This window comes from Burkholderia theae (assembly GCF_048565265.1).
GTDB classification, from domain to species: domain Bacteria; phylum Pseudomonadota; class Gammaproteobacteria; order Burkholderiales; family Burkholderiaceae; genus Burkholderia; species Burkholderia theae.
This window is the reverse complement of the sequence record NZ_CP183462.1, coordinates 3,353,162-3,374,972: the sequence shown is the minus strand read 5'-3', so window position 1 is coordinate 3,374,972 and position 21,811 is coordinate 3,353,162. Positions and strand designations below refer to the sequence as shown.

The 21,811-nt window shown below is 67.0% G+C and carries 20 protein-coding genes; 9 read left to right on the top strand and 11 right to left on the bottom strand.

The features are described from left to right. Positions 1 to 197: 197 nt before the first annotated feature. Positions 198 to 470 (bottom strand): hypothetical protein, encoded by a 273-nt coding sequence (locus ACN22W_RS32695; RefSeq protein WP_129515692.1) that lies wholly within the window; start codon positions 468 to 470, stop codon positions 198 to 200. Here ACN22W_RS32695 and ACN22W_RS32690 point away from each other — a divergent pair. Next, positions 463 to 2,427, top strand: coding sequence for a Xaa-Pro dipeptidyl-peptidase (locus tag ACN22W_RS32690; RefSeq protein ID WP_129515693.1), 1,965 nt, complete (start codon positions 463 to 465; stop codon positions 2,425 to 2,427). The genes ACN22W_RS32695 and ACN22W_RS32690 overlap by 8 nt on opposite strands. Positions 2,428 to 2,527: 100 nt before the next feature. Here the strand turns inward: ACN22W_RS32690 and ACN22W_RS32685 are convergent, their stop codons facing one another. Further along, the gene (locus ACN22W_RS32685) at positions 2,528 to 3,457 is read right to left on the bottom strand and encodes a 2-hydroxyacid dehydrogenase (RefSeq protein ID WP_419688656.1); all 930 of its coding nucleotides are present in this window, start codon (positions 3,455 to 3,457) and stop codon (positions 2,528 to 2,530) included. Positions 3,458 to 3,621: 164 nt separating this feature from the next. On the opposite strand from ACN22W_RS32685, the gene ACN22W_RS32680 reads away from it, so the two are divergent. The 5 genes from ACN22W_RS32680 to ACN22W_RS32660 all read left to right on the top strand — a co-directional run bounded on the left by ACN22W_RS32680 (position 3,622) and on the right by ACN22W_RS32660 (position 8,316). Then, entirely contained in the window at positions 3,622 to 4,545 is a 924-nt protein-coding gene (locus tag ACN22W_RS32680) for an ABC transporter substrate-binding protein (RefSeq protein WP_419688655.1), read from the top strand. Beyond that, on the top strand, positions 4,542 to 5,720 hold the full coding sequence (locus ACN22W_RS32675; protein WP_419688654.1) for an ABC transporter permease: 1,179 nt from the start codon (positions 4,542 to 4,544) through the stop codon (positions 5,718 to 5,720). Before ACN22W_RS32680 ends, ACN22W_RS32675 begins: the two co-directional genes overlap by 4 nt. Next, complete coding sequence (locus ACN22W_RS32670; RefSeq protein WP_419688652.1) at positions 5,717 to 6,664, top strand: ABC transporter ATP-binding protein; 948 nt, start codon at positions 5,717 to 5,719, stop codon at positions 6,662 to 6,664. Before ACN22W_RS32675 ends, ACN22W_RS32670 begins: the two co-directional genes overlap by 4 nt. After that, positions 6,661 to 7,425 (top strand): ABC transporter permease, encoded by a 765-nt coding sequence (locus ACN22W_RS32665; RefSeq protein ID WP_419688650.1) that lies wholly within the window; start codon positions 6,661 to 6,663, stop codon positions 7,423 to 7,425. Before ACN22W_RS32670 ends, ACN22W_RS32665 begins: the two co-directional genes overlap by 4 nt. A 219-nt stretch (positions 7,426 to 7,644) precedes the next feature. Continuing rightward, positions 7,645 to 8,316, top strand: coding sequence for a lytic transglycosylase domain-containing protein (locus ACN22W_RS32660; RefSeq protein WP_419688648.1), 672 nt, complete (start codon positions 7,645 to 7,647; stop codon positions 8,314 to 8,316). Positions 8,317 to 8,340: 24 nt separating this feature from the next. Here ACN22W_RS32660 and ACN22W_RS32655 read toward each other — a convergent pair whose 3' ends face one another. Continuing rightward, on the bottom strand, positions 8,341 to 9,216 hold the full coding sequence (locus tag ACN22W_RS32655) for a LysR family transcriptional regulator (protein WP_419688646.1): 876 nt from the start codon (positions 9,214 to 9,216) through the stop codon (positions 8,341 to 8,343). Positions 9,217 to 9,385: 169 nt separating this feature from the next. Here ACN22W_RS32655 and ACN22W_RS32650 point away from each other — a divergent pair, with 169 nt between their 5' ends. Continuing rightward, complete coding sequence (locus ACN22W_RS32650; protein WP_419688645.1) at positions 9,386 to 10,459, top strand: alkene reductase; 1,074 nt, start codon at positions 9,386 to 9,388, stop codon at positions 10,457 to 10,459. A gap of 72 nt (positions 10,460 to 10,531) precedes the next feature. Here ACN22W_RS32650 and ACN22W_RS32645 read toward each other — a convergent pair whose 3' ends face one another. The 8 genes from ACN22W_RS32645 to ACN22W_RS32610 all read right to left on the bottom strand — a co-directional run bounded on the left by ACN22W_RS32645 (position 10,532) and on the right by ACN22W_RS32610 (position 19,502). Continuing rightward, the gene (locus ACN22W_RS32645; RefSeq protein ID WP_419688643.1) at positions 10,532 to 11,884 is read right to left on the bottom strand and encodes a HipA domain-containing protein; all 1,353 of its coding nucleotides are present in this window, start codon (positions 11,882 to 11,884) and stop codon (positions 10,532 to 10,534) included. Continuing rightward, entirely contained in the window at positions 11,884 to 12,210 is a 327-nt protein-coding gene (locus ACN22W_RS32640; RefSeq protein ID WP_080970706.1) for a helix-turn-helix domain-containing protein, read from the bottom strand. The genes ACN22W_RS32645 and ACN22W_RS32640 overlap by 1 nt, the downstream gene beginning before the upstream one ends. 256 nt (positions 12,211 to 12,466) lie before the next feature. Next, positions 12,467 to 12,907, bottom strand: a complete 441-nt coding sequence (locus ACN22W_RS32635; RefSeq protein WP_419688641.1) for a dihydroneopterin aldolase — start codon at positions 12,905 to 12,907, stop codon at positions 12,467 to 12,469. Further along, entirely contained in the window at positions 12,904 to 13,536 is a 633-nt protein-coding gene (locus ACN22W_RS32630) for a sarcosine oxidase subunit gamma (protein ID WP_419688639.1), read from the bottom strand. Before ACN22W_RS32630 ends, ACN22W_RS32635 begins: the two co-directional genes overlap by 4 nt. Next, entirely contained in the window at positions 13,526 to 16,537 is a 3,012-nt protein-coding gene (locus tag ACN22W_RS32625; protein WP_343493549.1) for a sarcosine oxidase subunit alpha family protein, read from the bottom strand. Before ACN22W_RS32625 ends, ACN22W_RS32630 begins: the two co-directional genes overlap by 11 nt. Beyond that, positions 16,534 to 16,833, bottom strand: a complete 300-nt coding sequence (locus ACN22W_RS32620; protein ID WP_174379763.1) for a sarcosine oxidase subunit delta — start codon at positions 16,831 to 16,833, stop codon at positions 16,534 to 16,536. The genes ACN22W_RS32625 and ACN22W_RS32620 overlap by 4 nt, the downstream gene beginning before the upstream one ends. Positions 16,834 to 16,855: 22 nt before the next feature. Continuing rightward, positions 16,856 to 18,100 carry a sarcosine oxidase subunit beta family protein gene (locus ACN22W_RS32615; protein ID WP_048242597.1) on the bottom strand — a complete coding sequence of 415 codons (1,245 nt, stop codon included), beginning with the start codon at positions 18,098 to 18,100 and terminating at the stop codon, positions 16,856 to 16,858. 16 nt (positions 18,101 to 18,116) lie between these two features. Further along, positions 18,117 to 19,502, bottom strand: coding sequence for an L-serine ammonia-lyase (locus ACN22W_RS32610; RefSeq protein WP_419688636.1), 1,386 nt, complete (start codon positions 19,500 to 19,502; stop codon positions 18,117 to 18,119). A 289-nt stretch (positions 19,503 to 19,791) separates the two neighbouring features. Here ACN22W_RS32610 and ACN22W_RS32605 point away from each other — a divergent pair, with 289 nt between their 5' ends. After that, positions 19,792 to 20,865 (top strand): GlxA family transcriptional regulator, encoded by a 1,074-nt coding sequence (locus ACN22W_RS32605; RefSeq protein WP_129515708.1) that lies wholly within the window; start codon positions 19,792 to 19,794, stop codon positions 20,863 to 20,865. Positions 20,866 to 21,053: 188 nt separating this feature from the next. Continuing rightward, positions 21,054 to 21,758 (top strand): FadR/GntR family transcriptional regulator, encoded by a 705-nt coding sequence (locus tag ACN22W_RS32600; RefSeq protein ID WP_412023809.1) that lies wholly within the window; start codon positions 21,054 to 21,056, stop codon positions 21,756 to 21,758. The last annotated feature ends 53 nt before the right edge of the window (positions 21,759 to 21,811 follow it).

The following is a 21,811-nucleotide window of genomic DNA, read 5'->3' as shown; positions in this document are numbered from 1 at the left end:
GATTTCACTGAGATAAGTTTGCGCAAGCTTCCGGAAAGAAAACCGGCCAGCCATGCCGACATGTGTCGCGCTTTCCTGCCGTTGCAGCACCGCTGTTCGCAACATCCCCGCCTCATCGCATCGTGCCGTTCCGTTTCATCTGAAACCTGAAGGAAGGTCGGGCATGCCCGCATTTGATTCGCACTCCTGCATTCATGTCATGCCATCGGCATGGCTTCGACCGCGCGGCCCGAACCCGCTGCCGCGCTGACGCTTTCCGGTCGGGGCGATGCGATTGCCCCGACGCTCGCCGGGTTGCGCGCCGCGTGACGCGCGTCGACACCGGCCGTGACACCCGGGCATGTCGCCCGGCGCTTTCGAAGGTGCAGTTCCGCTTCATCCGACGCAGCACCCGGCCAGGCCGCAGGGGGCATATCGCGAGCCGGCCGGTTCACGACAATCACGAACAAGAACGAGGTCGAAATGAACATTCATCGAACCGGATTGCGGCGCGCGTGGCTTCCCGCGCTCGTTGCGGCCGCAACGCTCGCCGCCTGCGGCGGCGACGACGGCGGCAGCGTGGCGGGCGCCTCCGCGCTCGCGCAGGGCCAACAGGAGGGGGCCGCTGCATCGGCGGCCGACAAGCAGTCGCTGGCGTCACGCGTTTCGCCGTCCGGCGTCCCGTACGCCAACCCGGCAAGCGGCGGGCGCTACCGGCCCGTGATCACGAACGGCCAGGTACAGCCGTCGCTGTCGGGCGGCACGATCGAGGAAAACGCGTGGGTCGACACGCCGGTCGATTCCGACGGCGACGGCACGCGCGACCGCATCCACGTACGCATCGTCCGCCCGGCCGAAACCGCAAACGGCGCACGCACGCCTGTCATCGTGCTCGCGAGCCCGTACTACGCAGGGCTTGCCGACAGCCCCGACCACAACGTCGACGTCGAACTCGACGGCACGCCGCATCCGGCCGCGAACGCATCCGCGTCCGGATCCGCATCGGCGTCCGCGCGCATCATGGCCGCCGCGCCGCAGGTGCGGATGCTGCAACAGGTCGAAGCGGCCGCCGCCGGGCGCTCGTGGATCGAAAGCTACTTCGTGCCGCGCGGCTTCACGATCGTTTATGCGGATTCGCTCGGCACCGCCGGCTCGGACGGCTGCCCGACGATCCTGACGCGCGACGAATCGGTCGCGATGGCGTCGGTGATCCGCTGGCTCGGCCGCGATGCGACCGCGAAGGACGCGAACGGCAAGACGGTCGTCGCGAACTGGTCGACGGGCCACGTCGGCATGTACGGCGTGTCGTACGACGGCACGCTGCCGAAGATGGTCGCGAGCCTGCGCACGCGCGGGCTCGACGCGATCGTGCCGGTCGCCGGGTTGACGAACATGTACGGCTACTACCGCTCGGGCGGGCTCGTGCGTGCGCCGGAAGGCTATCAGGGCGAGGACGTCGACGTCTATATCAAGGCGTTGCTGACGAACGCGCACCCGGAGCGCTGCACGCACCTGATCGACGAAGCGTTGCAGCAGGAAGACCGCAAGACCGGCGACTATTCGCCGTTCTGGGCCGCGCGCGACATCCCGACCGCGTTCGCGGTCGCGCCGGCGCTCGTCGCGCAGGGGCTGACCGACGACAACGTGCGCGTCGACCAGTCGACCTCGTGGTATCTCGCGATGCGGCGCCAGGGCGTGCCGACGCAGCTGTGGCTGCACCGCCTGAAGCACACCGATCCGTCACGCGTGCCGGCGATGGCCGACGCATGGACCGCGGAGGTGAACCGGTGGTTTACGCGCTACCTGATCGGCTATGACAACGGCGTCGAGCACGATCCGCGCGCGGTGATCGAGCAGGCGGACGGCAAGCTGCTGAAGGAAGCGGACTGGGCCGCACGTCATGCCACGCCGGTCACGTATTTCGCGGGCGGCGACGGCACGGGCACCGGCACGCTGCTGCGGATGCCGACCGGCGGCCCGCTCGCACGCTTCACCGACGATGCGCGCATTACCGCGCTCACGCTGGCGAATGCGCCGACCGGCGAAAACCGCAGCCGCTTCGAGACCGCGCCGCTCACGGCCGCGACGCGTCTTTCCGGCGCCGCGACCGCGCGCGTCAGGCTGACCTTCACGGGCGTGGCCAACGTGACGGCGTTGCTCGTCGACCGCGCGCCGGACGGCACGGCCACGATCGTCACGCGCGCCTGGACCGACCCGCGCAACCGCTTGTCCGACTGGCTGTCGGAACCCGTGCTGCCCGGGATGCCGTACGACCTGAAGCTGACCTTCATGCCGCGCGACTACAAGCTGGAAGCCGGCCACCGGCTGAGCCTCGTCGTCCTCTCGAGCGACAACGAGGCGACGCTGCGGCCGACGCCGGGCACGGGCCTGACGCTCGATCCGGCCGGCACGTCGGTCACGGTGCCGCTCGCGTCGGTTTCGTCCTGAGCAAGCGCGCGTGACTCAACGCGGACGGCGACCGGCGTCTCCTCGACGCCGGTCGCCGTCCGCATCGCTTGATCGCCGCAGGACCTGATTCAACCGCGACTCAAACGGGCGTCAGCACCGGCTGCCCCGCGAAATGCCGCGCCGCGTTGTCGAGAAACTGCTGCACCGAACGATCGAGTGCCTCGGGCGACCAGCCGCCCATGTGCGGCGTCAGCACGACACTGTCGAGATCCGTCAGCGCGCGCGGCGGCTCGGGTTCGCCTTCATACACGTCGAGCCCGGCACCCGCGATGCGCCCTTCGCGCAGTGCATCCGCCAAAGCAGTGGTATCGACGACGCTGCCACGCGACACGTTGACGAGAAAACCGCCGGGTCCGAGCGCATCGAGCACCGCGCGATCGATCAGGTGCCGCGTGTCCGCGCCGCCCGGCGTCGCGACGATCAGGAAATCGGCCCACTGCGCGAGCGCGTCGATCCGGTCGAAATAGCGGTACGGAACGGGCTTCGCCGAGCGGTTGTGATAACCGATCTCGATGTCGAAGCCGGCCGCCCGGCGCGCGCACTTCTCGCCGATCTTGCCGAGCCCGACGATGCCAAGCTTCTTGCCCGACACGTTCGGCGGCATCGGCAACCCCTCACGCCACACGCCCGCGCGGGTTTTCGCATCGAGCCGCACGACGCCGCGCACCGCCGCGAGCAGCAGCGCGAACGCGTGATCGGCGACGCAATCGTCGTTGGTGCCCGCACCCGTGACCACGGTGATGCCGCGCGCCTTCGCATGCGCGACGTCGATGTGCTCGTAGCCCGCGCCCAGCGCGCTGACGAACGTCAGTTGCGGAAGCCGATCGATCTCGGCAGCGGCCAGGCCCGTGCTGCCGTTGGTCAGCACCGCGCGAATCGTGCCGCCGGATTCGGCGATCGCGCGCTCGCGCTCCTCGGGGGTCGGGGCATAGCGCACGTCGAACGACGCGGCGATCTCGCGATGCGCGTCGCCGCGCAATGCGATGAGGACCAGCAACTCGGGCTTCATGGCAGGAAGTGTCCGCAGGCGGGAATGGATTTCAGTGTAACAAGCCCGCGTGACGGATGCGGGTTATCCCCACACGGGCTGTGGACGCGCCGCCGCACGCGGTTTGCCAAAGCCCGTTCAGTCAAGTAACTTTCGGCCTACGCCCCCGCTCTGGAGATTGGCCAATGAAGCTCGCCCTGCCCGCCCGGATCCTGGGCCTCGCGCTCGCCGCCGCCCTCGTCGCGCCCGGCGCGCACGCCGACGCACCCGTCGTGGTGTCGTCGAAGATCGACACTGAAGGCAACCTGCTCGGCAACATCATCGCGCAGGTGCTGAAGGCCCACGGCATCGCCGTCACCGAAAAGATCGCGCTCGGCACGACGCCGATCGTGCGCAAGGCGCTCACGAGTGGCGAGATCGACATCTACCCCGAATACACGGGCAACGCCGCGTTCTTCTTCAACAAGGCCGACGATCCGGTCTGGAAGGACGCCGCCAAAGGCTACGACACCGCGAAGCAGCTCGACTACGCGGCGAACCATCTCGTGTGGCTCACCCCTGCACCCGCGAACAACACGTGGGGCGTCGCCGTGCTCGCACCCGTCGCGCAATCGCAGCATCTGAAGACCTTCTCGGATTTCGGCAAGTGGGTCGCGGGCGGCGGCAAGGTGAAGCTCGCCGCGTCGGCCGAATTCGTGAACAGCGCATCCGCGCTGCCGTCGTTCGAGAAGGCTTACGGCTTCAAGCTGAAACCCGAGCAGCTCGTCGTGCTGTCCGGCGGCGACACGGCCGCGACGATCAAGGCCGCCGCGAACCAGACCGACGGCGTAAACGCCGCGATGGTCTACGGCACCGACGGCGGCATCGCGTCGAGCGGCCTCGCGGTGCTCGACGACGACAAGCACGTGCAGCCCGTCTATGCGCCGACGCCCGTGATCCGCGAAGCGGTGCTGAAAGCGCATCCGCAGATCGCCGACTACCTGAAGCCGGTCTTCGCGAGCCTCGACCTGAAGACGCTGCAGTCGCTGAACGCGCGCATCCAGATCAACGGCGAGCCGGCGGCCGGCGTCGCGAAAAGCTATCTGAAATCGAAGGGCTTCGTTAAATGACCGATCGCGCGGCGGCGTCCGCGCGGCGCGTGACTTTCGACAAGGTCGGCATCCTGATCGGTGTCCTGACGATCGTCGCCGTGCTCGGCCTGCCGTTCGCGGTGCTGCGGCCGAACCGGATCGCGGCCGGCACCGATCTGTCGCTGTTCGCCGCGCTGCCCGCCATCCAGGGTGCCGCGCTCGCCGCGCTGTGGATCGTCGGCGCGCTGTGGACGATGACGGCAAGCCGCCCCGCGTGGCGGCTCGCGGCCGGCTGCACGTGGCTCGCGACGCTCGCTTATGCGGTCGGCGCGATCGCGACGCACGTCGTTGCACCCGACGACACGCTTGCACGCGTGTCGCCCGCCGCCGGGGTCTGGCTGCTGCTGTTCGCCTGGGCGGTGCTCGTCGCCGACGCGCTCGCTCGGCTCTCGTTCGGTCCGTGGCGGCGGCTCGTCGCGCTCGTCGTCGCGATTGCGGCGATATCCGCGCCGCTTGCGAGCGGCTGGTGGGACGGCCTCTCCGTGATGCGCGAATACGCGGTGCGCAGCGACGATTTCTGGAACGAGGCGATCCGGCACGTGTCGCTCGCGGGCGGCTCCGTTGCGGCCGCACTCGTCGCGGGCGTGCCGCTCGGCATCGCGTGCGCGCGCGTCGCGGCGGTACGGACCGTCGCGATGCCCGTGCTCAATATCGTGCAGACGATCCCCAGCATCGCGATGTACGGGCTGATGATGGCGCCGCTCGGCGTGCTCGCCGCGCACGTGCCGCTCGCGGCCGCGCTCGGCATCCGCGGCATCGGCGTCGCGCCGGCCGTGCTCGCGCTGTTCCTGTATTCGCTGCTGCCGATCGCCTCGAGCGTCGTGGTCGGGCTCGAGCAAGTGCCGCCGCACGTGACCGAAGCGGCGCGCGCGATGGGCATGACGCGCGCGCAGAGGTTGCTGCGCGTCGATCTCGTGCTCGCGCTGCCGGTGATCCTGAGCGGCGTGCGCATCGTGCTCGTGCAGAACATCGGTTTGACCGCGGTCGCCGCGCTGATTGGCGGCGGCGGCTTCGGTACCTTCATCTTCCAGGGGATCGGGCAATCGGCCGCCGATCTCGTGCTGCTCGGCGCGATCCCGACGATCGCGCTCGCACTGGCGGCGGCCGTCGTGTTCGAAGCCGCGACGTCGCTCGCGAAGGGGCGTGCAGGATGATCGAGATCGAACGTGCGGGCAAACGCTTCGGCGACGTCGTCGCCGTCGACGACGTCTCGCTGACGATCAAACGCGGCACGATCACCGCGCTCGTCGGCGCATCGGGCAGCGGCAAGTCGACGCTGCTGCGCATGATCAACCGGCTGATCGCGCCCACCAGCGGCACGATCCGCATCGACGGCGTCGATACGGCGACCGTCGCACCCGAGCAGTTGCGGCGCGGCATCGGCTACGCGATCCAGGGGCACGGGCTGTTTCCGCACTGGAGCGTCGCGCGCAACATCGCGACCGTGCCGCGCCTGCTCGGCTGGCCGTCGGATCGCATCGGCGCGCGCGTGAACGAGCTGCTCGAACTGTTCCATCTCGCGCCGGCCGAATTCGCGGACAAGCTGCCGCACGAGCTGTCGGGCGGCCAGCAACAGCGCGTCGGCGTCGCGCGCGCGCTCGCGGCCGAGCCCGCGATGCTGCTGATGGACGAACCATTCGGCGCGCTCGATCCGATCATTCGCGGCAAGGCGCAGGACGACCTGTTCGCGTTGCAGCGCCGCCTCGGCATCACGGTCGTGATCGTCACGCACGATATCGAGGAAGCGCTGAAGCTCGGCGACACGATCGCGGTGATGGACGGCGGACGGCTGCTGCAGGTCGCGTCGCCGGCCGAGATTCTCGGCAAGCCGGCGGCAGGCGTCGTCGAGCAGCTCGTCGCGGGCGTCGACCGGCCGCTGCGCCTGCTTGCGCTGACGCCGATCGACGCGGTCGCCGAACCCGGCCATGTCGACGGTGAACCGATCGCCGCGACGCGCACGCTGCGCGATGCGGTATCCGAGCTGTTGTGGCGTGGCGTCGATGCGCTGCCGGTCGACGATGGCGACGGCCGCAACGAATCCGGCGCGCGCCGCATCACGCTCGACGCGATCCGCGCACACGCGCGGAAGCCCGCATGACGGCGCACCGCGTGCGGCCCGCGCGTTCGGTTATGCCCGCCTTGGTAGCCCGCGCCGCCGCGTTCGCGCTGCTGCTCGTGCTGCTGTTGCGCCCCGCATGGCTGCAGGGCCTCTTCGCACCGTTCGCCGACAACGGCGCGCCTGTCATCTACGATCGCGCGAGTCTGCTCGACCTCACGCTCGCGCATCTCGGTACGGTCGCACTGTCGAGCCTGATCGGCACGATCGTCGCAGTCGCAGCCGGGATCTTCGTCACGCGGCCGTCCGGCGCGGATTTCCTGCCGGTCGCGCGCAGCGTCGTCGATATCGGCCAGACCTTCCCGCCGGTCGCGGTGCTCGCGCTCGCGGTGCCGGCCGTCGGTTTCGGCTTGAAGCCGGTGCTGATCGCGCTCGTGCTGTATGGACTCCTGCCCGTTTTCGAAAGCACGATCGCCGGGCTCGAAGACGTGCCGCGCGACGTCGTCGACGCCGCGCGCGGGATGGGGATGAGCGGCTGGCAGCAACTGGTGTCCGTCGAGTTGCCGCTCGCGTTTCCGGTGATCGTCAACGGGATCCGGCTCGCGGTCGTGATCAATCTCGGCACCGCGACGATCGGCTCGACGGTCGCCGCGCGCGGGCTCGGCGACGTGATCATCGCGGGCCTGCAGACGTCGAATACCGCGTTCGTGCTGCAGGGCGGCCTGATCGTCGGGCTGCTCGCGGTGCTGGTCAGCGATGCGATCGGCGCGATTGCGCGGGTGGCGACCGCGCGGCGCGCGTAAGGTTTGCGGTGCAGCACGCTTTAAGCGTGTGTTAAAAAACGTCAGCGCGCGATCGCGCGGCGTTTATCCGGACTACGATGCGTGTCCGCGCAACGATCGCCCCATCGAATCGTTGTGCACCGAAACAAGCCTACATGTCGCTTTCATTCGAGCCGGCGTTCGACAACCCGTGGCCATTGGCCGATATACTATGCGCCTTCCATTTCCCCGCACTTCACCATGCGACGGTTTCTCTCGCTAATCGTGCTTTCGTTCGGCATCGCGCAACAGGCATCAGCGCAACAAGCGCCCGCACTGCCTGCGTCCGCGCCCGAAGCGATTGCATCGGCACCGGCCGTCGCATCCGCGCCGCTCGCCAACGCCAACGATCAGCCGAACGAAGCAAACCGTCGCATCACGTCCTACCTGACGAAGAAATTCGGTGTCGCGAAGGAACGGGCCGCGAAACTCGCCGATATCGTGAGCGTCACTGCGACGAAATATTCGCTGCCGCCGGCACTCGTTTACGCCATCATCTCGATCGAATCGCGCTTCCAGGAAAAGGCACGCGGCCAGCATGGCGCGACGGGGCTGATGCAGGTCGTGCCGGCCGCGCACCGCGGCCTGCTGCGCAACGTGAAGGATCTGACGGAGCCGAACGCGAACGTTGAAGCCGGGTCCGCGATCCTGTCGGGCTACGTCAGGGCGGCCGGCGGCAACGTGCAGGCCGGGCTGAAGAGTTATGGCGGTTCGAATGCGTATGCGGCAAAGGTGATGCAGCGCGTCGATTCGTTCCGGTTCGTGCTCGAGCCCGACGACGACGCGAAAGCCGCGAGCGATACGAAGGCGCGAATGGTGCCGGTCAGCGAATCGTCGACGTCGCCCTCGGCCGCGAATCGCGGCACCCGATAAGCGCAATTCGCGCGGCACGCCCCTTCATTCGTGCGCGAAATGCTCGCGCAGAAACTCGATGAAAATCTGCGTCTTCGCGGGCAACAAGCGCGTTTCCGTCATCGCGTAGACAGGAACGGCCGCGCCTTCCCATGCGGGCAGCACGCGGCGCAGCCGGCCGGCGGCCACGTCGTCAGCCACTACCGCCTCCGGCACCTGAATGATCCCCGCGTCGTGCACGGCCAGTTGCCGGTTCATGCCGACGCTGTTCACGACGAACCGCCCGCCCACCGGCACCTCGACCTCCCGCGCGCTGTCGTGCATCGCCCACGTATCGACGCGCTGCACGCTCAGGCACTGATGCTGCCGCAGGTCGTCCGGTTCACGCGGCTCGCCCGCTCGTTCGAGATAACGCGGCGACGCATACAGCTGACTGCGAAACGTCGCGAGCCGCCGCGCGACGAGCTGCGAATCCGCGGATTCGCCGATGCGGATCGCGACGTCGAACGGCTCGCTCACCAGGTCGACGCGCCGTGACGTCAGCTCGAAATCGAAGGTCAGCTTCGGGTGACGGTTCGCGAATTCGACAATCAGCGGCGTCAGGTAGATCACCGCGAAATCGACCGGAAACGACGCGCGCAGCACGCCCGCGGGTTCGGCCAGCAGTTCGCCGAGCTGCTCGTGCGCGAGCCGCGCCTCGTCGACGATGCGCTTGCAGCGCTCGAAATACAGCTGCCCGGCCTCCGTGAGCTCGATGCGGCGCGTCGTGCGATGCAGCAGCCGCAGGCCGATCGCCTTTTCCAGCGCGCCGATCCGCCGCGACAGCGTCGAATTCGGCATCCCCAGCGCGTCGGCCGCACTGCGAAAGCCCTTCGCCTTCACGACCTCCACGAACAACGCCATGTCGTTCAGCAGTTCCACGCCCACTGCTCCATCAATGGATCAATGTTATCCAAACTACCATATTTATCTCGAAAAGGAAGCAATGGATGATGTGTCCATGGCAGCGAGGTTCGCGCAACGATGCGCGGCCGGCGCCCGATACGGCATCGCCCCGGTGCCGTGACCCGACCCTAGAGGAGCACGCATCATGGACGCACTGTTCACCCCGGCCCGTGTCGGCCGTTACACGCTGCAAAACCGCCTCGTCATGGCGCCGATGACGCGCAGCCGCGCGGCATTCGACGGCACGCCCGGCGAACTGGCTGCCGAGTACTACGCGCAGCGCGCGGGCCTCGGCCTGATCGTCACCGAGGGCACGCAGCCGTCGGACGACGGCCAGGGCTACCTGATGACGCCCGGCATCTACACCGATGCGCACGTCGCCGGCTGGAAGGCGGTCAGCGATCGCGTCCATGCGCACGGCGGCCGTCTGTTCATTCAGCTGATGCATGCGGGGCGCATGTCGCATCCCGACAATACGCCGCATCATCGCCAGGGCGTCGCGCCGTCGGCGATCGCGCCGGGCGTACCGATGTTCACGGCGACGGGGATGCAGGACATTCCCGCGCCGCGCGCGCTGACGACGGACGAAGTGCGCGACACCGTGAATGATTTCCGCTTCGCCGCGCGCCGCGCGATCGAAGCCGGCGCCGACGGCGTCGAGATCCATGGTGCGAACGGGTATCTGATCCAGCAATTCTTCGCGCCGAGCGCCAATACGCGCAGCGATGTCTACGGCGGTTCGATCGAGAATCGCGCCCGCTTCGCGATCGAGGTCGCAACGGCGATCGCCGACGAAATCGGCGCGGACCGCACGGCGATCCGCCTGTCGCCGGGCAACACGATGTGGGGCATTGACGAAGGCGCGGAAGGTCCGGATCTGTACCGTTATCTCGCGACGCAGCTCGACCCGCTCGGCCTCGCTTACGTGCATGTGATGCACCACGGCGACGATGCGCTGCTGGCCGACCTGCGCGAACGGTGGAGCGGCACGCTGATCCTGAACCGGCCGGGCCGCGCGCGCGACGCGATCGGGACGGATGTCGCAGCAGGTATTGCCGATCTCGAAGCCTACGGGCAGATGGTGCTCGCCAATCCGGATTTCGTGACGCGGCTGAAGGCCGGCGCGCCGATGAACGATGCGCAACACGCGACGTACTTCGGCGGCGATGCGCGTGGGTATGTCGACTATCCGGCGCTGAGCGGGACGGCTGCGGCGTAACGCATTCGCATAGGGCGGTCGCTGCGACATGCCGAATCGGGTGTCGCAGCGTCGCCCGTTAATCGCCCGATATCAAAGAAGGTCGACGTTTACCTTGGAAATCATGGGAGCAATACGCAACGTACGGTCGGCCTGAGCACACACGTACTCCGAAATATTGCGCACCCACACACGTTCCTCGCCTACATACTCGGCGGACTCCGCCAACTCGGGAGCCAGCTTCCTCGCCAGCGTCGCCATCTTTGTCAATTCACGTGCGACGAACGACGGCCGGATTTGCGCACGATGCGCAAAATCCGCCAGCGCAAAAGCGGTCAGTTCCTCCATCCGGAAAACATCCCCGAAAGCCATCGCCATATCCTGGACATACGCGTCACCGTACACGTTGACGCAAACGAGATCGTAGAGCGGCGCCGGATCCAGACCGCCGCTGCTGACGAAAAACGAAATATTCTTGCCGTGCGCGTCGCTGTTGCCGATCAGCAATTGCAGCAGCCCCCAGCGAAGCATCGCTGCGCGGGCAACCGCTGGAGTCTCGAGACTCGGCGTCAACGAAAACAGCTTCTCGAAGCTCACGCCTTCGCGAATATTACGCACGTCCGCATTGTTGCCGAGGTTGCGTTCGTACTTGAGCGTCGCCGGCAAATCCAGCGCCTGGCATCCGTCGATGATATGGAGACGCCGCACCGCGCGGACGCATTGCGGATCGTCCGGTTCGGTCGTCACGATTCGGTCGAATCGTTCGATGAGCAGAATGGGTTCCGGGATGCGCCGAATCTCGACATGTGCCACCGGCAATCCCATTCGGGCGGCCAGTGTCATGCAGAAATGCTCGTTCGCAACCATGAACGGAGCATGCGGGTTTTGGGACTCGGGCTTGAGAATATGCGTGCTGCTGAGCGCCCCCTCGACGAGCGCGAATTGCTCGCCCTCGACCAGTACCTGCAGCTTGTCCTGGTGGCCTGCAATCGACAGCCGGACCTGATCGTCCCAGACGGGAAACGGAATCGCATCACGCTTGCGAATGCGATCGGTCAACTCTTCCGCGGATATCACGCGCCGCACGGATTCGAGGGCCTCCGGCGCCTGCGCATCGGCATCGTCGTCCGGGAAGAAACTCAACGCGCCGACAGGCTCCTTCCCGAGCATTCGGATCAAACCGAACACATTGTCCTTCGATATCTGATACATCGCCGCGGCCACTTCGAGCGCGCGGCCCTCGGGCAGCAGGTTGCCGATGAAGCGCTGGACCGCGCCGGCAGGTAGCGGGCCACCGTCGAGCGGAATGCACGGCGACAACGCAAACGCGTCGGCGCGCGCCTGCCACGCCGGATCGTACGAAAAGCCGTAATCGTCCCGGCGGGCATCGTAAGTCAACTGACCGACAGGCGAGGCGTTGGTCGAAATGCCCAGGCGATGAACCATCAGGCGCCCTCCTGCGACTCCGCCGACACGGCCTGCGCCGCCATGTGCTCGTGCAACGCCTTGCGGGCCACCGGCACTTCGCGTTTCGGCACGACGAGCAGATTGAGACCGAAGCCGTCGAGCACCTTGAACAATTTGTCGAGGCTCACCGCCCGGCCGTTTTCCAGCCGCGACAGCACGTCTTTGGAGACACCGAGCATATCGGCCGCGTCGTCGATGCGCATTCGGCTCTGCGCCCGCCGATTGCGGACGAGCGCCCCCAGCGTTGCCAGATCCAGTGCAAGCGGGTCAGGGGTCGCGATCGGATGCGGTAAGGTGCGGGCCATAATTCCGGGATTTCAGGAACAAAGTGCTGTCAGCCAGGCTACTACAGCATAGTTACGAGAATATCGGAATTATACTTACACAAACACGAAACGGCGAATTATTCCGATATTTCAGGAATAATAGCGAATGTGGCCGCTATCGGCACATTATTCTCATATTTCAGGAATTAATTCGAGCGGCAAGCTACACCGCTCGATTGCGACCGACCGACATCCCTCCGCCGTTTCCGTCGATCGATTCTCCGAACCACCCCGTTCAAATCTGCCCCGCCGCCCCCGTCCACCGCAAATAATCCCCACGCGTCCAGTCGAGCGACACGCCGACGCGCTTCGTCCCCGGCCGGATCTTCGGCTTGTACACCGACAGCGTCAGCGACTCCAGCGCCGGCCATTCGCGGAACGACAGCACCGCGATATCGGCGACAAGCGTCTCCAGCAGCCGCGTATGCGGCTTGTGCGACAGAAACGCCGCGACGCGCGCGCAATAACCGTCGTAGTCGATCCACTCGCCCTGCTCGCTCGGCTCGCAGCGATACCCGAGCCGCGCATCGATCACGATCGGCTGCGGCGCTTCATGCTCGTGCGCGTGAATGCCGATCCGCGTAGGCACCTTCAGTTCGTCGACGAACACGCTCCAGCCGCGCCCGCGCAGGCGCGGCGCGTCGATCGCCACGAACGGTTCGTCGAACGGCTTCATGACGCGAGCGGCGCGGCCGCGTCGAGCATGATGCGCACGAAGTAGTCGGCGAAGCTGCGGCGCAGGACGATCTCGAACGCATCGTCGCCGGTCGGGATCAGCACGATCGACGTCTTGAAGTAGTGCGACTGCGCGCACTGGCCCGGCTTGAATGCACGCGGATGGAAATCGAGCGGGCAGCCGCGTGCAAGCACGTCGCGCACGCGTTCGCCGCTGATCTCGGCCACCGTATAACCGCTGCCGACGTCGACGGCCGCCGCATACGAACCCTGCACGGCCTCCGCGAGCCTGGCCTCGAGCACGCCGGCCTGCACGGGACCGTTCGAGCGCACGAGCCATTCGTCGGGGCCGAGCCACAGCACGTCGTACTCGGCGCCGCGCACGATCGTGTTCGGCTCGGCGGGCGGCCGGCAGCCGACCACGCGCTCGAACGCAGCGACGAACGCCGGATCGCTCAACTCGCCACGCACGTTGACGAGGTCGAGGAACGGCCGCTCGCGCAGCGCGAACTTCTTCGACGCGCGCGCCTGGTGCGTCTTCAGCACGTCGACCGCGCCGACGAACGGCGATTCAAGCGTCACGCCGCCCGCGCCCGCCACCTGCGTCTGGTTTCTCGTTTCATTCCACATGCTGGCGCACCCCTTCGGTATCGTAGAAAACCGGGCTCGAGATCTTCGCGGTGATGCGCTTGCCGTTGGCCAGCGGAATCACGACGCTCTCGCCCATCTTGTTCAGGCCGCCCTTCACCACCGCGAGCGCGATCGAGCGCTTCAGGATCGGGCTGTAGTAGCTCGACGTCACATGGCCGATCATCGGCGTCGGATCGACCGCCGACACCTGCGTGTCCTTCGCGACGATCTGCGCACCTTCCGGCAGCACGACCTGCTCGTCCTCGGTCAGCAGGCCGACGAACTGCTTGCGGCCTTCCTTCGCGGTGTCCGAGCGTGCCAGCGAGCGCTTGCCAAGGAAATCCTTCGACTTCGCGACGAGCCCGCCCATCCCGAGGTCGTACGGTGTGACCGAGCCGTCGGTATCCTGCCCGACGATGATGTAGCCCTTCTCCGCGCGCAGCACGTGCATCGTCTCGGTGCCGTACGGCGTGATGTCGAACTCCGCACCCGCGGCCATCAGCGCTTCCCACACCGCGCGGCCCGCATTCGCCGGCACGTTCACTTCATAGGCCAGCTCGCCCGAGAAGCTGATCCGCATCACGCGCGCCTTCGCGCCCGCAACGGTGCCGTTCCGGTAGCTCATGAACGGGAACGCCTCGTTGCCGAAGTCGATGTCCTGACACACCTTCTGCACGACCTTGCGGCTCTTCGGGCCGACCACCGCGAACGTCGCCCAGTGATCGGTGACGGACGACAGCCGCACCTTCATGTCGGGCCATTCGGTCTGCAGCCAGCGTTCGAGCCACGTGAGCACGCGCGCCGCGCCGCCCGTCGTGGTCGTCATCATGAAATGCTGGTCGGCGAGGCGCACCGTCACGCCGTCGTCGAACACCATCCCGTTCTCGTCGAGCATCAGCCCGTAGCGGCACTTGCCGATTTCGAGCTTGTTCCACGGGTTCGTGTACATCCAGTTCAGCAGCTTCACTGCATCGGGGCCCTGGATGTCGATCTTGCCGAGCGTCGATGCATCGAGGATGCCGACGCTGTTGCGCACCGCGAGGCATTCGCGCTTCACGGCCGCATGCAGATCCTCGCCGTTCTTCGGGAAATACCACGGCCGCTTCCAGTTGCCGACGTCCTCGAACAGCGCGCCGTGCTCGACGTGCCATTCATGCACGCAGGTCTTGCGGATCGGGTCGAGGAAATCGCCGAGCTCGCGGCCCGCGAACGCGCCGAACGTCACCGGCGTGTAGTTCGGGCGGAACGTCGTCGTGCCCGTTTCCGGAATCGTCTTGCCGAGCGCCTGCGCGAGGATCGCCATCCCGTTGATGTTGCCGAGCTTGCCCTGGTCGGTGCCGAAGCCCATCGCCGTGTAGCGCTTCACGTGCTCGACCGACTCGAAGCCTTCGCGCGCGGCGAGCAGGATGTCGGCGGCCGACACGTCGTTCTGGAAATCGACGAACTGCTTCGGCCCGCGCGCCGCGGCCTCGCGGCTGCCGACGAGCCACAGCGGCTGCAGTGCACCTTCGACGGTTTCGGCAACCTGCGGCGCGACCGGGCGCTGTGCGGCCGTGAAGCCCGCTGCCTTCGCCGCTTCCGCGCCTGCATCGACCGCAAGCCGCAGCGCGCGCGCCAGGCCGAATTCGCCCGCCGCCGCACCGATGCTCGCCTCCGCCTGCACGGGCTTGCCCGGCAGGAAGCACGCCTTCTCGTCGTTCCAGCAGGCCTTGCCGCCCGACTGCGCGAACAGGTGCAGCACGGGGCTGAAGCCGCCCGACATCGCGACGAGATCGCACGGCAGTGTCTGCAGCTTGCCGCCCACCTGGCCGTTGGTGATGGACGCGACGTCGACCGACGCCACGCGCCACTTGCCCGACGCGGCCGTCACGACCGCGCCGCTCATCACCGTCACGCCCTGCCGCTTGGCAGCGGCCGGCAGCGCGCCGTTCGACGACGCACGGGAATCGACGACCGTCACCTTCGCGCCGCATGCCTTCAGGTCGAGCGCGGCCTGGTAGGCGCGGTCGTTGTTCGTGAACACGACCGCATTGCGGCCCGGCAGCACGCCGAAGCGATGCACGTAGGTGGACACGGCGGACGCGAGCATCACGCCCGGCAGGTCGTTGTTGCCGAACACGATTGGACGCTCGTGCGCACCGGTCGCGAGGATCACGCGCTTTGCGCGGACCTTCCACAGCAACTCGCGCGTGCCCTTGCGCATCGACACCGGCAGGTGATCGGTCAGGCGCTGCGTGACCGTCACGAGGTTGTGGTCCTGGTAGCCGAACGCGGTGCTGCGCGACAGGATCGTCACGTCGGGCAGCTTGCGCAGTTCGGCCTCGATCTTCTCGACCCACTGCAGCGCGGGCTTCGCGTCGATCTCGGCGCGGCACGACAGCAGGCTGCCGCCGAGCTCGCGCTGGTCGTCGACGAGGATCACGCGCGCACCGGCCACGGCCGCCGCATGCGCGGCCGCGAGACCCGACGGGCCGCCGCCGACGACGAGCACGTCGCAGTGCGCGTAGCACTTGTCGTAGCGATCGGCGTCGAGCACTTCAGGGGCCTTGCCGAGGCCAGCCGCCTCGCGGATCTTCTCTTCGTACTTCGGCCACATCTTGCGCGGCCACATGAAGGTCTTGTAATAGAAGCCGGCCGGCAGGAAGCGCGAGAACTTCTGGTTGATCGCGTACTTGTCGTTCTCGAGCGTCGGCTCGGCATTCACGCTCGTCGCGACGAGCCCCTGGTACAGCTCGATTTCGGTCGCGCGCGCGTTCGGCACCGTGTACGGGCCCGATTCGAGCTGCACGACGGCATTCGGTTCCGCGACGTCCGCCGTCACGATCCCGCGCGGGCGGTGGTACTTGAAGCTGCGCGCGACGAAGTGCACGCCGTTCGCGAGCAGCGCGGACGCGAGCGTGTCGCCCTGGAAGCCCTGGTACGTGCGGCCGTTGAACGTGAAGGTCAACGGAATCGCGCGATTGATGCGGCCACCGGTGCCGAGACGGTCTTTCTGGCTCATTTGCTCGTGCCCTCTTCGTGTGCGTTGCCGGCAGCTGCGCCGCCAAACTTTTCGTAGCCCTTGATATCGTAGGTCACCGTGTCGCGCGTGGCCTTGAACCAGCGGCGGCAACCCTGCGCATGCAGCCATTGCTCCTTGTGCAGCCCGCGCTTGTTCTCGCGCATGAACACGTATTCGCCCCACTCGCGGTCGGTCATGTTCTCGTTATTGACCGGGCGCACGATGTCGGCTTCGCCGCCGCACGAGAACTCGGATTCGGCGCGCGGCCCGCACCACGGACATTCGATCAGCAACATGTTTCTTTCTCCAATGGTCGGGTTAGTGCGCCACGGCGGCAGCGCCGTGCTCGTCGATCAGGTGGCCCGTGTAGAAGCGGTCGAGCGCGAACGGTGCGTTCAGCGGATGCGGTTCGTCGCGGGCGATCGTGTGCGCGAACACCCAGCCCGAGCCGGGCGTCGCCTTGAAGCCGCCGGTGCCCCAGCCGCAGTTGAAATAGAGGCCCTTCACGTCGGTCTTGGTGATGATCGGGCACGCGTCCGGCGACACGTCGACGATGCCGCCCCACTGGCGGTTCATCCGCACGCGCGAGAACACCGGGAACATCTCGACGATCGCCTGCAGCGTGCTTTCGATGATGTGGAAGCTGCCGCGCTGGCCGAAGCCCGTGTACTGGTCGATGCCCGCGCCGATCACGAGGTCGCCCTTGTCGGACTGGCTGATGTATGCGTGCACCGCGTTCGACATGATCACCGAGTTGACGACCGGCTTGATCGGCTCGGACACCAGCGCTTGCAGCGGGTGGCTCTCGATCGGCAGACGGACGCCGGCCATGTCGGCAAGCGTCGTCGTGTTGCCGGCCGCGACCACCGCGACCTTCTTCGCCTTGATGAAGCCCTTCACCGTATCGACGCCGACCACCGCGCCGCCTTCGCGGCGAATACCCGTCACCTGGCAGTTCTGGATGATGTCGACGCCGGCGCGGTCCGCGCCGCGCGCGAAGCCCCAGGCCACCGCATCGTGACGCGCGACGCCTGCGCGACGCTGGATCGATGCGCCGAGCACCGGGTAGCGGCTGTTCAGGTTGATGGTCGGCTCGATTTCCTTGATCTGCTCGGGCGTCAGGAACTCGGCGTCGACACCGTTCAGCCGGTTCGCGTTCACGCGGCGCTCGGTGTCGCGCACGTCCTGCAGCGTGTGCGCGAGGTTCATCACGCCGCGCTGGCTGAACATCACGTTGTAGTTCAGGTCCTGCGACAGCCCTTCCCACAGCTTCATCGCCTTCTCGTACAGCGCGGCCGATTCGTCCCACAGATAGTTCGAGCGCACGATCGTCGTGTTGCGCGCGGTGTTGCCGCCGCCGATCCAGCCCTTCTCGAGGATCGCGACGTTCGTGATCCCGTGTTCCTTCGCGAGGTAGTACGCGGTCGCGAGGCCGTGGCCGCCGCCGCCGACGATCACGACGTCGTATTCCTTCTTCGGTTCCGGGCTCTTCCACTGCTTTTCCCAGTTCTCGTGATACGAGAGGCCGTTGCGGAACAGGCTGAATATCGAGTAGCGGCTCATGATGATTGACCCTTCGTTAGCATTCGATGACGTTCACGGCGAGACCGCCGCGCGACGTTTCCTTGTATTTCGTCTTCATGTCGGCGCCGGTCTCGCGCATCGTCTTGATCACGGAATCGAGCGACACGTAGTGCTGGCCGTTGCCCTTGAGCGCCATGCGCGACGCGTTCAGCGCCTTGATCGCGCCCATCGCGTTGCGCTCGATGCACGGGATCTGCACGAGCCCGCCGACGGGGTCGCAGGTCATCCCGAGGTTGTGCTCCATGCCGATCTCGGCCGCGTTCTCGACCTGGTCGGGCGTGCCGCCCATCACGGCCGCGAGCGCGGCGGCGGCCATCGAGCACGCGACGCCCACTTCGCCCTGGCAGCCGACTTCCGCGCCGGAGATCGACGCGGTTTCCTTGTAGATGATTCCGATCGCCGCGGCCGTCAGCAGGAATTCGACGATGCCGGCTTCGTTCGAGCCCGGCACGAATTTCACGTAGTAGTGCAGCACCGCGGGAATCACGCCGGCCGCGCCATTGGTCGGCGCGGTCACGACGCGCCCGCCCGCCGCGTTCTCCTCGTTGACGGCCATCGCGTACAGGTTGACCCAGTCGAGCATCGACAGCGGGTCGCGCAGCGACTCTTCCGAACGCGCGCGCAGGCGGCCGTTCAGCCCGGCCGCGCGGCGCTTCACGCGCATCGGGCCCGGCAGCTCGCCCTCGACCTTGCAGCCGCGCTCAACACACGCGGCCATCGTGCGCCAGATCGCGAGCAGCCCGGCGCGCACTTCGTCGGCGGGGCGCAGCGCGCATTCGTTGCGCAGCATCAGTTCGGCGATCGACAGCCCGTGTTCGCGGCACTGCCGCATCAGGTCGTCGCCGGTGCGGAACGGATAAGGCACCTCGACCGCCGCGCGCACGCCGTTCACGCGATCGCCGTCGCGGTTCACGACGAAACCGCCGCCGACCGAGTAATACTCTTTCTCGACCAGCAGCTGGCCGTGTTCGTCGAACGCCTGGAAGCGCATCCCGTTCGGGTGCACGATGCTCGTGCCGCTCATCAGCTTGCGATAGAAGCCGATGTGCTCCTTTTCCTCGAAGCGGACCGTCTGCTTGCCGAGCAGCGACAGCGACTTCTCCGCGCGGATCGCGGCGAGCCGCGGCTCGATCAGGTCGGGATCGATCGTATCGGGCAGGTGGCCCTCGAGACCGAGCAGCACGGCCTTGTCGGTGCCGTGGCCCTTGCCGGTCGCGCCGAGCGAGCCGTACAGCTCGATCCGCACGCGGCGCACGAAGCCGAGCAGGTTCGCGTCCTCGACGTGCGACGCGAAGCGGCACGCGGCGATCATCGGGCCGACCGTATGCGAACTGGACGGGCCGATACCGATCTTGAACAGGTCGAACGCGCTGACGTTCATCTGGCTGCCTTTGCGCTTTCACGCGTTGAGTGACGTTGATTGGACGCCAGTACACCAAAGCGTAAAATTGGCCGATAGAACAAAAGCGGCATCGACGTGGGATACCGCCGCCAAGCACCGTGCCGGTCGGCCCGAAAGTGCGTTTTGGCGATGGTTCGCGACGGAAAACCACAAGTCCGGCCCGGGCCGATCGGCGACGCTGGCTTCATCCGCGCCGCCTCGGCAGCCGTACCCGCAAACAGAGTGAAACGAGTGAGACCGCCTGCCCGGCGTGACGAGATTGGCCGCGATGACACCCGACGTACCCGCTTCCCCCCTTGCAGAACCCGCGCCGCGGCGCATCCGCTTCGGCATCGTGCTGCTGCCGAACTTCACGCTGACGGCCTTCTCGGGCTTCGTCGACATGCTGCGGCTGTCGGCCGATGACGGCGACTACAGCAAGCCCGTGCGCTGCGCGTGGAGCGTGATCGGCGAGACCCTCGCGCCGGTACGCGCGAGTTGCGGGATCCAGATCACGCCGTGGGAAACGTTCGATGCGGCCGAACCGTTCGACTACGTGGTCGTGGTCGGCGGGTTGCTGCATTCGGGGCCGCAGGCCGGCGCTGAAACGCTCGACTTCATCCGCCGCGCGGCGACGGGCGGCGCGACGGTCGTCGGCATCTGCACCGGCGTGTTTACGCTGATGCGCGCCGGCGTGCTCGACGGCTACCGCACCTGCGTGAGCTGGTTCCACTACTGGGATTTCATCGAACGCTTTCCGAACGCCGATCCGGACCTCCTGATCGCCGACCGGCTGTTCGTGATCGACCGCCGCCGGATCACCTGTTCGGGTGGTCGCGCGTCGATCGACGTCGCCGCCGCGATCCTGCTGCGCCATTTCGATCACGCGACCGTGCAGAAGGCGCTGCGCATCCTGCTCGTCGGCGAGATGCAGAAAGGCAATGCGCCGCAACCGCATCCGCCGGGCCTCGAGCCGGCGACGCACCCGAAGGTGAAGCGCGCGATTCTCCTGATGGAACAACATGTCGGGCGCACGCTGCCGCTCGAGGAGCTTGCGTGCAAGCTCGACCTGTCGACGCGGCAGCTCGAGCGCCTGTTCAAGGCCGAGACGGGCAAGAGCCCGCAGGCGTTCGCGAAGCAGGTGCGGCTGCGCACCGCTGCGTGGCTGCTGACGAGTTCGGACCGGACCGTCGCCGATATCGCGTCGAGCTGCGGGTTCGCCGATGCGTCGCACCTCGGGCGCGAATTCCGCAAGCAGTTCGGCGTGCCGCCGGCGGCCTATCGGGAGCGCGGCGGTGAAGTCGTGGAAGCCGGCGACGCGCCGGATGCGGCGGCCGACCCAGTCGAAGACATCGCCGACTGACAGCCGTGGGCACCTGCCCCTTTCCGATCGACCGTGGAACGACGCACGATCGCGTCGGTTTCGGCGTCGATGGAACCGGTACCAGATGATTTGACCGACGTTGGTCACCGTTAACCGAGGGTTATCCCGGATGCTGATGCACACTCAAATTTGTATGATGACCACATCACCTTACAAACCAGAGCATCATGTTCGAGAAAATTCCCGCCCGTGCGATGAGCGACCATGTCGCGCAGCAACTGCTCAAGCAGATCGAAGCCGGCAGTTTCTCGGCCAGCGGCAAGCTGCCGACCGAAGCCGTGCTCGCGCAGGAATTCGGCGTGAGCCGCACCGTGATCCGCGAGGCGATCTCGCGGCTGAAGAACGAAGGCGTGGTCGAGCCGCGCCAGGGCAGCGGCGTGTTCGTGAACCAGCATGGCGCGATCCGGCCGCTGCGGATCGACTACGCGGAAGCGGTCGAGGCGAGCTCGCTGCCGCACCTGCTCGCGGTGCGCCGCGCGATCGAGGCTGAAGTCGCGGCCGAAGCCGCGCTGCACCACACCGCCGACGACATGGCCGACATCGACGACGCACTGCGCAAGATCGACGATGCGGTGGCCGAAGGGCGCGACGGCGTCGCGGAAGACGTCGCATTCCACCGCACGATCGCGGCCGTCACCGGCAACCCGTATTTCCTGAAGACGCTGCAGTTCCTGAACCAGTACCTCGAAGCCGGCGTGAAGGTCACGCGGCGCAACGAAGCGACGCGCGAGGACTTCTCGCGCCAGGTGCGCGAGGAACACGCCGCGATCGCCGACGCGATCCGTGCGCGCGACCCGATGGCGGCGCGCAACGCGGCGCGCACGCACATGTACAACGCTGCCCGCCGTCTCGCGGAAGCCGGCATCTGCTGAAGCCGGCGGCCGCCGCCGAACCCGGCGCCGCCGTTGTCCCGAACCTCCCCCCG

Coding starts and splice junctions, on each gene's coding strand:
- ACN22W_RS32695 (WP_129515692.1), bottom strand. CDS start 470: ATGTTCATTTCGACCTCGTTCTTGTTCGTGATTGTCGTGAACCGGCCG.
- ACN22W_RS32645 (WP_419688643.1), bottom strand. CDS start 11,884: ATGGTTCATCGCCTGGGCATTTCGACCAACGCCTCGCCTGTCGGTCAG.
- ACN22W_RS32600 (WP_412023809.1), top strand. CDS start 21,054: ATGTTCGAGAAAATTCCCGCCCGTGCGATGAGCGACCATGTCGCGCAG.
- ACN22W_RS32660 (WP_419688648.1), top strand. CDS start 7,645: ATGCGACGGTTTCTCTCGCTAATCGTGCTTTCGTTCGGCATCGCGCAA.
- ACN22W_RS32620 (WP_174379763.1), bottom strand. CDS start 16,833: ATGTTGCTGATCGAATGTCCGTGGTGCGGGCCGCGCGCCGAATCCGAG.
- ACN22W_RS32675 (WP_419688654.1), top strand. CDS start 4,542: ATGACCGATCGCGCGGCGGCGTCCGCGCGGCGCGTGACTTTCGACAAG.
- ACN22W_RS32635 (WP_419688641.1), bottom strand. CDS start 12,907: ATGAAGCCGTTCGACGAACCGTTCGTGGCGATCGACGCGCCGCGCCTG.
- ACN22W_RS32670 (WP_419688652.1), top strand. CDS start 5,717: ATGATCGAGATCGAACGTGCGGGCAAACGCTTCGGCGACGTCGTCGCC.
- ACN22W_RS32665 (WP_419688650.1), top strand. CDS start 6,661: ATGACGGCGCACCGCGTGCGGCCCGCGCGTTCGGTTATGCCCGCCTTG.
- ACN22W_RS32680 (WP_419688655.1), top strand. CDS start 3,622: ATGAAGCTCGCCCTGCCCGCCCGGATCCTGGGCCTCGCGCTCGCCGCC.
- ACN22W_RS32615 (WP_048242597.1), bottom strand. CDS start 18,100: ATGAGCCGCTACTCGATATTCAGCCTGTTCCGCAACGGCCTCTCGTAT.
- ACN22W_RS32640 (WP_080970706.1), bottom strand. CDS start 12,210: ATGGCCCGCACCTTACCGCATCCGATCGCGACCCCTGACCCGCTTGCA.
- ACN22W_RS32610 (WP_419688636.1), bottom strand. CDS start 19,502: ATGAACGTCAGCGCGTTCGACCTGTTCAAGATCGGTATCGGCCCGTCC.
- ACN22W_RS32685 (WP_419688656.1), bottom strand. CDS start 3,457: ATGAAGCCCGAGTTGCTGGTCCTCATCGCATTGCGCGGCGACGCGCAT.
- ACN22W_RS32650 (WP_419688645.1), top strand. CDS start 9,386: ATGGACGCACTGTTCACCCCGGCCCGTGTCGGCCGTTACACGCTGCAA.
- ACN22W_RS32690 (WP_129515693.1), top strand. CDS start 463: ATGAACATTCATCGAACCGGATTGCGGCGCGCGTGGCTTCCCGCGCTC.
- ACN22W_RS32630 (WP_419688639.1), bottom strand. CDS start 13,536: ATGTGGAATGAAACGAGAAACCAGACGCAGGTGGCGGGCGCGGGCGGC.
- ACN22W_RS32625 (WP_343493549.1), bottom strand. CDS start 16,537: ATGAGCCAGAAAGACCGTCTCGGCACCGGTGGCCGCATCAATCGCGCG.
- ACN22W_RS32605 (WP_129515708.1), top strand. CDS start 19,792: ATGACACCCGACGTACCCGCTTCCCCCCTTGCAGAACCCGCGCCGCGG.